Here is a 10,316-nt window from a genome sequence, read left to right as displayed (position 1 = left end):
CACACCCGCGGACTTCAACGCCTCCATGGCATCAGCGCCCGACATCGGCTCGTCAGTAGTCACATCCATCGATACTGCTCCATTCATCAGGAGCCACTGCTACACAAACCATCTGACACGCCCGAATCCAGCTCGGGCTATCGCCGCAAGTACGCGTTCGGTGCTCGACAGAGCGGGCGCAGCGCTGCGGTGCGCTACAAAGCGATCACCGCCCACGACCGCTGCGCGATGAACGCCCGGCGCCCCAAGGATCGCCGGTTGGCCACCGAGCTCAGGTTGCGCAAGGAGGTGCAGACTCGATTGAAGCTGCGTAACAGCCCCTGGCAGATCGCTGGGCGGCTGCGCGTCGATTTCCCCGACGAACCGGAGATGTGGGTGTCGCACGAGGCCATCTACCAGGCCATCTACGTACAGGGCCGCGGTGCGCTGCGCCGCGAATTGCACCGATGCCTGCGGACCAAACGTGCGGTGCGCCGCCCGAAAAGCCGGCCCGAGGAACGACGCGGACGCATCCCGGACATGGTCATGATCAGCGATCGACCGGCCGAGGTCACAGACCGCGCCGTGCCGGGCCACTGGGAAGGCGACCTCATCCTGGGTAGCACCGCATCGGCATCGGCGATCGGCACTCTGGTCGAGCGCAGCACCCGGTTCGTGATGCTGCTACACCTGCCCGACAACCACGGAGCCCTTGCCGTGCAGGAGGCCATCGTGGCCAAGATGGCCGAACTCCCCGAGCATTTGCGTCGCTCGTTGACCTGGGACCAAGGCAAGGAAATGGCCAATCACCTCGCCATCGCCAAGGCCGCCGATCTCGATATCTACTTCTGCGATCCGCACTCCCCGTGGCAACGCGGCAGCAACGAAAACACCAACGGGCTTTTGCGCCAGTACTTTCCAAAAGGCACCGACTTGTCCCTGCACGGCCCCGGAATCCTAGACAACGTCGCCGCTGAACTTAATGGACGACCACGCCAAACCCTGAAGTGGAAGACCCCAGCCGAAGCACTCAACGAACTACTCTCAAAGCCGCCCACTGTTGCATCCACCGGCTGAGCCCGCCTCGCAAAATCGCGATCTGTGAGCAGTCTCGGCGCCCGTGGTGGGGGCTGTGCTACCAAATGGGCATGACCGACCCGACGCCGTTCCACGACCTCGATGCCTACCTCGCGCTGCCGCGCATCACGGGCCTCGCGGTGTCGGCCGACGGCACCCGCGTGGTGGTCACCCGCGCGGACCTCAACGACAAGAAAACCGAGTACGTCAGCGCGGTATGGGAAGTCGACCCCGCGGGCGTGCGGCCGGCGCGGCGGTTGACCTGGGGCGCGAAGGGCGAGTCGTCGCCGGTGTTCACCGCCGGCGGGGACGTGCTCTTCGTCGCGAAGCGGCCGACCGACGGCGACGACAAGGCGCCCGCGGCGTTGTGGCGTCTGCCCGCGGCGGGCGGTGAGGCGTTCGAGGCGTTGGCGTTGCCCGGCGGAGTCGAGTCCGTGCGCACCGCGAGCGATGCCGACATCGCGGTCGTGAGCGGACCGATGATGCCGTCGGCGCGCACCATCGACGACGACCGCCGTATCTGGGATCAGCGCAGGGACAACAAGATCACCGCCATCCTGCACACCGGGTATCCGATTCGGTACTGGGACAAGGATCTTGGGCCGGGCGAGCCTCATCTGTTCGGCGCCGCTCTCGATGGCGGCGAACCGAAGGACCTAACCCCGTCTCCTGGAAGCGCTTTGTGGAACGCCGATTTCGATGTGAGCGCCGACGGGGCATTCGTGGTCAGCAGCTGGCAGCTGCCCGCGACGCGTGCGTCGAAGCGCGCTGTCCTGGTGCGCATCGACACCGAGACCCTTGAGCGGACCGTCATCGCCGAGGACCCCGACGCCGATTTGTGGGATCCGGCGATCGCTCCCGACGGCTCGGCGGTCGCCTACCTTCGTGAGGCACATTCGACGCCGCACAGGGCGCCACGCTTCACGCTGTGCTGCTTGCGTTTCGGCGGTGATCCCGTCGACGTGGCGCTCGACTGGGATCGCTGGCCGACGTCGGTGACGTGGTCGCGCGACGGTTCGGCGTTGATCGTCACCGCCGATCAGAACGGTCGGGCTCCGATCTTCCGCAGCGATCCCGCGGACGGCACCGTCACCCAGTTGACGTTCGACGACTACGCCTACACCGACGTGGCTGCGGCGCCCGGCGGCGTGCTCTACGCGTTGCGCACTTCCTATGCCGCGCCGCCCCATCCGGTGCGCATCGATCCAGACGGGACCGTCACCGAACTGCCGTGCGTCGAATCTCCGCGCCTTCCCGGCACGTTGACCGAAATCGAGGCGACCACGCCCGACGGCACCCGCGTGCGTTCGTGGCTGGTGTTGCCGGAGAGCGATGCGCCCGCACCGCTGCTGCTGTGGATCCACGGTGGCCCGCTCTCCAGCTGGAACGTCTGGTCGTGGCGATGGAATCCGTGGCTGTTGGCCGCGCGGGGCTATGCGGTGTTGCTCCCTGATCCCGCGTTGTCCACCGGATACGGGCAGGACTTCATCCAGCGGGGCTGGGGGGCCTGGGGCGACGCCCCGTACGACGACCTGATGGTGGCGACGGACGCGGCGTGCGCGCATCCCCGTGTCGACGCCGACCGGACCGCGGCGATGGGCGGATCCTTCGGCGGCTACATGGCCAATTGGGTTGCCGGACATACCGATCGGTTCGACGCGATCGTCACCCACGCGAGCCTGTGGACGCTCGAGCAGTTCGGCGTCACCACCGACTCGGCGTATTACTGGGTGCGGGAGATGACGCCGGAGATGGCTGCGGCGAACTCACCGCACCATCACGTCGGCAAGATCGCCACCCCGATGCTCGTGATCCACGGCGACAAGGACTATCGCGTGCCGATCGGCGAGGCGTTGCGGCTCTGGTACCAGCTGCTCACCGAATCGCGCCTGCCTGCCGCCGACGACGGCACCAGTCCGCACCAGTTCCTGTTCTTCCCATCGGAGAACCACTGGGTGCTCAGCCCGCAGCACGCCAAGGTCTGGTACCAGGTGGTCATCGCATTCCTGAGCCGTCACGTCCTCGCTGAGGACATCGAGCTGCCGGACACGCTCGGGTAGCGTCGCGGACATGAGCGGACAACGCGAGTTCGACATCGTCCTGTACGGCGCGACCGGCTTCGTCGGAAAGCTGACCGCCGAATACCTGGCCAGAGCCGGTGGTGACGCACGCATCGCGCTGGCGGGCCGGTCACACGACAAGGTGCTCGCGGTACGGGAATCGTTGGGGGAGAATGCGCAGTCCTGGCCGATCATCTCGGCGGATGCGGCGCAGCCCTCGACGCTCAACGAGATGGCGGCCAGGGCGCAGGTGGTGGTGACCACCGTCGGGCCGTACGCCCGCTACGGGCTCCCCCTGGTGGCAGCGTGTGCGGCGGCGGGCACCGACTACGCCGACCTGACGGGTGAGACGTTGTTCATCCGCGACAGCATCGACCAGTACCACAAGCAAGCCGCCGACACCGGCGCACGCATCGTGCACTCGTGCGGATTCGATTCGATCCCTTCGGATCTCAGTGTGTTCGCGCTGTATCGGCGCGTCCAGGAGGATCAGGCGGGCGAGCTGACCGATACCAACCTGGTCGTGCGGGCGATGTCCGGAGGAGTGTCGGGCGGCACCGTCGCGTCGATGATCGACGTCCTCAGCACCGTGTCGAGCGATGCTGAGGCGCGACGGGCGATGAACGATCCGTACACCCTCTCGCCCGACCGCGCCGCGGAGCCCGAACTCGGTGGGCAGCCCGACATTCGGTGGCGGCGCGGGCGTGAGGTCGCCGACGCGCTCGACGGATACTGGCTGGCGCCCTTCGTGATGGCGGGCCCGAACTCACGAATTGTCCGGCGCAGCAACGCGTTACTGGGGCACGCGTACGGGAGGAAGCTCGAGTACGGCGAGCTGATGAGCATGGGGCATTCCGTGGTCGCACCGGTGGCGGCGGCGCTGGCCACCGCCGGAAACGCCGCGGCGATGGAGTTGGGGAGCCGTTTCTTTCACCGCATTCCCCGCCGCCTCATCGACCGAATCGCACCGAAACCTGGCACCGGCCCCAGTGAGCGGGTACGCGAGAACGGGCATTACACGGTCGAGACATATTCCACGACCACGACGGGTGCCCACTACCGGGCACGGTTCTCGCAGCGCGGCGACTACGGATACAAGGCCACATCGGTGCTGCTGGGCGAGAGCGGGCTGGCGCTCGCGCTCGATCGCGACCGGCTCTCGGATCTGCGCGGCGTTCTGACACCCGCGGCGGCGATGGGCGATGCGTTGCTGGCTCGATTCCCCGCCGCGGAAGTATTGGTGGAGACCACGCGACTGAACTGAACTACGCGGGTAAAACCACTGTGCGCCAAGATCTTTTCGACTAGCGTTGGTGAATTATCCCAGCAATGAAGGTGGGGAACCATGGCTGGTCTCGATGATCTGTACGCGCAAATCCCGGTGAGCGAGATTGCGAAAAAGGTCGGCGCCGATGAAGGCGAAGTCAACAACGCGATCAGGACCCTCGTGCCCGCCCTGGTCGGTGGATTGGCCGAGAACGTTCAGGCCAACCAGATCGACTCCAGTGACCTCGAATCCGCCGTTGCCCAGCAAGGCGAAAGCGGTTTGCTCGACGGTGGGGTCAGCGTCGATCAGGTCGATGCCAGGCAGGGCGACCAGTACGTCGCCAAGATCTTCGGTGGCAACGACAGCGGCGCCGTCGCGTCTGCGCTGGCCGACAAGGGCGCTGGCGGCGGCGACCTGATCAAGCAGCTGCTACCGATTCTGGCGCCGATCGTGCTGGCCTACATCGGCAAGCAACTGTCCAAGGGATCGGCGCCCGCCGAGCAGGCCGGTGGCGGTGGCGGCGGACTCGGGGACATTCTCGGCAGCATCCTGGGCGGCGCCGGTGGTGGCGGCGGCGGGGGCGACAACCCGTTGGGCAGCATCCTCGGCAGCGTGCTGGGCGGTGGCGGCGGCGGTCAGAGCAACCCGATCGGCGAGATTCTCGGCGGCCTGCTCGGCGGCAAGAAGTAACTTTCTCTGCGCGACCAGTCGCAAAGTGTCGCGTTCGACCAGCGTGTCGGGGTCTTTTCCGTCTGCTCGCGGGGTGTTTCTAGACTTGCGGGGTGACCGACAGCTCCCGCCCCGGCCTCGACGCCCTGCCCAAATCCTGGGAACCAGGCGCGGTCGAGAGTGACCTCTATGAGGGGTGGGTCAACGCCGGCTACTTCATGGCCGACGCCGCCAGCAGCAAGCCGGCGTACTCGATCGTGCTGCCGCCGCCCAACGTCACCGGCAGCCTGCACATGGGCCATGCGCTGGACCACACGCTGATGGACGCGCTGACGCGGCGCAAACGCATGCAGGGCTACGAGGTGTTGTGGCTGCCCGGGATGGACCACGCGGGCATCGCCACGCAGAGCGTCGTCGAGAAGCAGCTGGCCGTCGACGGTAAGACCAAGGAAGACTTCGGCCGCGAGCTGTTCGTCGACAAGGTGTGGGACTGGAAACGCGAGTCAGGCGGCACCATCGGCTGGCAGATGCGGGCACTCGGCGACGGTGTCGACTGGGACCGCGACCGCTTCACCATGGACGAAGGCCTGTCCCGGGCGGTGCGCACCATCTTCAAGAGGCTGTTCGACGCCGGGTTGATCTACCGGGCCGAGCGGCTGGTGAACTGGTCGCCCGTGCTGGAGACGGCGGTCTCCGACCTCGAGGTCAAGTACGAAGACGTCGAGGGCGAGCTGGTGTCGTTCCGCTACGGTTCGCTGCGCGACGACGAACCGCACATCGTCGTCGCCACCACCCGAGTCGAGACGATGCTGGGTGACACCGCGATCGCGGTGCATCCCGACGACGAGCGCTACCGCGATCTGGTCGGCAAGACCCTGCCTCACCCGTTCGTCGACCGCGAGATGGTGATCGTCGCCGACGCGCACGTCGACCCCGAGTTCGGTACCGGCGCAGTCAAAGTCACCCCCGCGCACGACCCCAACGACTTCGAGATCGGCATGCGGCATCAGTTGCCGATGCCCACGATCATGGACACCAAGGGCCGGATCGCCGATACCGGGACGGAATTCGACGGCCTGGACCGCTTCGAGGCGCGCGTCAAGGTGCGTGAGGCGCTGGCCCAGCAGGGACGCATCGTCGCGGAGAAGCGGCCGTACCTGCACAGCGTCGGCCACTCCGAGCGCAGCGGGGAACCGATCGAGCCGCGGCTGTCGCTGCAGTGGTGGGTCAAGGTCGAATCCCTCGCGAAGGCCGCCGGGGATGCCGTGCGCGAGCACCGCACCGTGATTCACCCGCCCAGCCTGGAGCCGCGATGGTTCGCCTGGGTCGACAACATGCACGACTGGTGCATCTCGCGTCAGCTGTGGTGGGGCCACCGGATCCCGATCTGGCACAGCCCCGACGGCGACATGGTGTGCGTCGGGCCCGACGAGACCCCGCCGGAGGGCTGGGAGCAGGACCCCGACGTGCTTGACACCTGGTTCTCGTCGGCGCTGTGGCCGTTCTCCACCATGGGCTGGCCCGACCACACGCCGGATCTCGAAAAGTTCTATCCCACTTCGGTTTTGGTGACCGGCTACGACATCCTGTTCTTCTGGGTGGCCCGGATGATGATGTTCGGCACCTTCGTCGCCGACGATCCGGCGATCACCTGTGAGGGCGCGCGCGGGCCGCAGGTGCCTTTTGAGAACGTCTTTCTGCACGGGCTGATCCGCGACGAGTTCGGCCGCAAGATGAGCAAGTCCCGCGGGAACGGTATCGACCCGCTCGACTGGGTCGAGAAGTTCGGCGCCGACGCGCTGCGGTTCACCCTGGCGCGCGGCGCCAGCCCCGGCGGCGACCTGTCCATCGGTGAAGATCACGCCCGCGCCTCGCGCAACTTCGCCACCAAGGTTTTCAACGCGACCCGCTTCGCGCTGATGAACGGTGCCGCACCGGCGCCGTTGCCCGAGACCAGCCAGTTGACCGATGCCGACCGGTGGATCCTCGGCCGGTTGGAAGAGGTTCGCGCCGAGGTGGATTCGGCGCTGGACAGCTACGAGTTCAGCCGCGCGTGCGAATCGCTGTACCACTTCGCGTGGGACGAGTTCTGCGACTGGTATGTGGAGCTGGCCAAAGTCCAGCTTGCCGACGGTGTCGAACACACGACCGCTGTGCTGGCCGCGGTGCTCGACACACTGCTGAAGCTGCTGCACCCCGTGATGCCGTTCGTCACCGAAGTGCTGTGGAAGACGTTGACCGGCGGTGAGTCGTTGGTCATCGCCGATTGGCCGCAGCCCTCGGGGTTTGAGCTGGATCCGGTTGCCACACAGCGGATCACCGACATGCAGAAGCTGATCACCGAGGTGCGCCGCTTCCGCAGCGACCAGGGGCTCAACGACCGGCAGCGGGTGCCGGCACGCCTGTCCGACGTCGCCAAGGCGGGCCTCGAGGCACAGCTGCCCGCTGTCAGTGCGTTGGCGTGGCTCACCGATGCCGACGACGGCTTCAACGCCTCGGCGGCGGTCGAGGTCCGGTTGTCGCAGGCCACCGTCGTCGTGGAACTGGACACGTCCGGCACCGTCGACGTGGCCGCCGAGCGACGCCGGCTCGAGAAGGATCTCGCCGCCGCACAGAAGGAGCTCGCGGGCACGGAAGCCAAGCTCGGCAACGACAAGTTCCTCGCCAAGGCGCCCGCCGAGGTCGTCGAGAAGATCCGTCAGCGCCAGCAGGTGGCGCGCGAGGAAGTCGACCGGATCACGGCTCGCCTCGCCGGGTTGAGCTGATGAGCGAACCCGTCCCCACCCCGGACGAGATCGCATCGCTGTTGCAGGTCGAGCATCTGCTCGATCAGCGGTGGCCCGAAACCAAGCTCGAGCCCAGCACGACCCGCATCGCCGCGTTGATGGAGCTGCTGGGGTCGCCGCAGCGGGGTTACCCGTCGATCCACATCGCGGGGACCAACGGTAAGACGTCGGTGGCCCGGATGGTCGACGCACTGCTGACCGCGTTCAGCCGCCGCACCGGCCGCACGACCAGTCCGCACCTGCAGTCGGCGGTCGAGCGCATCTCGATCGACGGGCGGCCGATCAGCCCGGCGAAGTACGTCGAGACCTACCGGGAGATCGAACCGTTCGTGCAACTGGTCGACCAGCAGTCCGAGGCAGCCGGTGGTCCGGCGATGAGCAAGTTCGAGGTCGTCACCGCAATGGCGTTCGCGGCGTTCGCCGATGCGCCGGTCGATGTCGCCGTCGTCGAGGTCGGCCTCGGTGGACGCTGGGACGCCACCAATGTCGTCGACGCCCCGGTGGCGGTCATCACGCCGGTCGGGGTCGACCACAGCGACTATCTGGGTGACACCGTCGCCGACATCGCCGGTGAGAAGGCCGGGGTCATCAAGAAGCAAGAGGACTCGATGGTGCCGACCGAGACCGTCGCGGTGATCGCGCGGCAGGTCCCTGAGGCGATGGAAGTGCTTCTGGCGCAGGCGGTCCGGTCAGACGCCGCGGTCGCCCGTGAGGATTCGGAGTTCGCCGTGCTCGGCAGACAGATCGCGGTCGGCGGACAGCTTCTCGAACTGCAGGGTCTCGGCGGGCTTTACAGCGACATCTTCTTGCCGCTGCACGGCGAACATCAGGCGCACAACGCCGTCGTCGCGCTGGCAGCCGTCGAGGCGTTCTTCGGCGCGGGCGCGCAACGGCAGCTGGACATCGACACGGTCCGTGCGGGCTTCGCAGCGGTCACCAGTCCCGGTCGGCTGGAGCGGTTGCGCAGTGCCCCAACCGTTTTCGTCGATGCCGCCCACAATCCGGCCGGCGCCGTCGCGTTAGCGCAAGCGCTGCAGGAGGAATTCGACTTCCGGTTCCTGGTCGGCGTCGTCTCGGTGATGGCCGACAAGGATGTCGACGGAATCATCACTGCGCTGGAGCCGGTGTTCGACCAAATCGTGGTGACCCACAACGGTTCCCCCCGGGCAATGGAGGTCGAGGCGCTGGCGATGCGCGCCGAGGAGCGGTTCGGCCCGGAACGTGTGATCGCGGCCGCGACGCTGCCCGATGCGATCGAGACCGCCACCGCGCTTGTCGAGGAGGCCGGAGCCGAGGGCGACGGTTTCGGAGGAGTGGGCATGGTGATCACCGGTTCGGTCGTCACGGCAGGCGCGGCGCGAACGCTGTTCGGCAAGGAGCCCGAATGACCGAGCAGCCGCAGGGCCAGCCCGACCCGTGGAAGAGCTTCCGCGGCGTGATGGCGGGCACGCTCATCCTCGAGGCGATCGTCGTGCTGCTCGCGCTGCCTGTGGTGGCGCGGCTCGGCGGGGGTCTGACGGCGGCCAGCGGTGGATACGTCATCGGTCTGGCTGTCGTATTGCTGCTGTTCGCCGGTATCCAGGGCCGATCGTGGGCGATCTGGGCGAACCTCGCACTGCAGCTGGTGGTGATCGCAGGCGTCGTCGTCCATGGCGCGATCGGATTCATCGGCCTGGTGTTCCTCGGTGTCTGGCTGCTGATCGCCTACCTGCGTTTCGAGGTGCTGCGCCGGCAGAAGCGTGGGCTCTTGCCCGGCCAGCAAGGACCCCCCGACTAGGCTGTGCGCCGTGACTGAGCCGACTGAGCGCACCCTCGTGTTGATCAAGCCCGACGGCGTCAAGCGGCGCCTGGTCGGCGAAATTCTCAGCCGAATCGAGCGGAAGGGCCTGACCATCGCGGCCCTGGAGAAGAAGGACGTCAGCGACGAGCTGGCGCGCAAGCACTACGCCGAACACGACGGCAAGCCCTTTTTCCCGTCGCTGCTGGAGTTCATCACCTCCGGACCGGTCGTGGCGGCCATCGTGGAGGGCCCGCGGGCCATCGCCGCGTTTCGCCAGATCGCGGGTGGAACCGACCCCGTGGAAAAGGCCGTACCAGGCACGATCCGCGGCGATTTCGCGCTGATCACCCAGGACAATCTGGTGCACGGGTCGGATTCACCGGAATCCGCCGCGCGCGAAATCCAGCTCTGGTTCCCCGGCGCGTAGCGGCGGTAAATGACCTGCTCGTCCGACGTGGTCGGGCGGAGCGGCGTGATGTGGGATACTGGGCACGGGTAACGGCCCTTAAACCAGGGGGCGGTCGCCCGAATGAAGACTTAGACGTGCGCGACCATCGCCACGCGCGATGCGGCGCCGACCGTCCAGCCATCATTCAGACCGGCACTGAGGGTCTCCAACCAGGGGATTGCTCGGGGCGAGACCATAACAAGCTCGGGTGTAGTTGACCCGGGTCAATAGCGGAAGCCCTCGCGTGGCC

8 protein-coding genes are annotated in these 10,316 nt (G+C 67.0%); all 8 read left to right on the top strand.

Annotated elements, in window-relative coordinates; genetic code table 11:
* On the top strand, positions 1–1,056 hold a 1,056-nt coding region (locus H7J93_RS29085; protein ID WP_276022582.1), incomplete at its 5' end, for an IS30 family transposase.
* 65 nt (positions 1,057–1,121) lie between these two features.
* A complete protein-coding gene (locus tag H7J93_RS29080; RefSeq protein WP_267309736.1) occupies positions 1,122–3,116 on the top strand; it encodes a S9 family peptidase in 1,995 nt (664 codons plus the stop codon).
* 10 nt (positions 3,117–3,126) lie between these two features.
* Complete coding sequence (locus H7J93_RS29075) at positions 3,127–4,380, top strand: saccharopine dehydrogenase family protein (RefSeq protein ID WP_267309735.1); 1,254 nt, start codon at positions 3,127–3,129, stop codon at positions 4,378–4,380.
* An 81-nt stretch (positions 4,381–4,461) separates the two neighbouring features.
* Positions 4,462–5,073 (top strand): DUF937 domain-containing protein, encoded by a 612-nt coding sequence (locus tag H7J93_RS29070; protein ID WP_267309734.1) that lies wholly within the window; start codon positions 4,462–4,464, stop codon positions 5,071–5,073.
* A gap of 92 nt (positions 5,074–5,165) precedes the next feature.
* Positions 5,166–7,817 carry a valine--tRNA ligase gene (locus H7J93_RS29065; protein WP_267309733.1) on the top strand — a complete coding sequence of 884 codons (2,652 nt, stop codon included), beginning with the start codon at positions 5,166–5,168 and terminating at the stop codon, positions 7,815–7,817.
* Complete coding sequence (gene folC / locus H7J93_RS29060; RefSeq protein ID WP_267309732.1) at positions 7,817–9,226, top strand: bifunctional tetrahydrofolate synthase/dihydrofolate synthase; 1,410 nt, start codon at positions 7,817–7,819, stop codon at positions 9,224–9,226. Before H7J93_RS29065 ends, folC begins: the two co-directional genes overlap by 1 nt.
* Positions 9,223–9,615 carry a DUF4233 domain-containing protein gene (locus tag H7J93_RS29055; protein ID WP_267309731.1) on the top strand — a complete coding sequence of 131 codons (393 nt, stop codon included), beginning with the start codon at positions 9,223–9,225 and terminating at the stop codon, positions 9,613–9,615. Before folC ends, H7J93_RS29055 begins: the two co-directional genes overlap by 4 nt.
* A 10-nt stretch (positions 9,616–9,625) precedes the next feature.
* A complete protein-coding gene (ndk, locus tag H7J93_RS29050; protein WP_267309730.1) occupies positions 9,626–10,045 on the top strand; it encodes a nucleoside-diphosphate kinase in 420 nt (139 codons plus the stop codon).
* Positions 10,046–10,316: the final 271 nt, after the last annotated feature.

The sequence above is a fragment of the Mycobacterium barrassiae genome, assembly GCF_025822765.1.
Taxonomy (GTDB): Bacteria; Actinomycetota; Actinomycetes; order Mycobacteriales; family Mycobacteriaceae; genus Mycobacterium; species Mycobacterium barrassiae.
The sequence above is the reverse complement of the archived record's forward strand: the minus strand, read 5'-3'. Positions and strand labels throughout refer to the sequence as shown.

What these genes read in the sequence shown, in the direction of transcription:
- H7J93_RS29055 (WP_267309731.1), top strand. Translation starts at nt 9,223, where the DNA reads ATGACCGAGCAGCCGCAGGGCCAGCCCGACCCGTGGAAGAGCTTCCGC.
- folC (WP_267309732.1), top strand. Translation starts at nt 7,817, where the DNA reads ATGAGCGAACCCGTCCCCACCCCGGACGAGATCGCATCGCTGTTGCAG.
- H7J93_RS29070 (WP_267309734.1), top strand. Translation starts at nt 4,462, where the DNA reads ATGGCTGGTCTCGATGATCTGTACGCGCAAATCCCGGTGAGCGAGATT.
- H7J93_RS29080 (WP_267309736.1), top strand. Translation starts at nt 1,122, where the DNA reads ATGGGCATGACCGACCCGACGCCGTTCCACGACCTCGATGCCTACCTC.
- H7J93_RS29075 (WP_267309735.1), top strand. Translation starts at nt 3,127, where the DNA reads ATGAGCGGACAACGCGAGTTCGACATCGTCCTGTACGGCGCGACCGGC.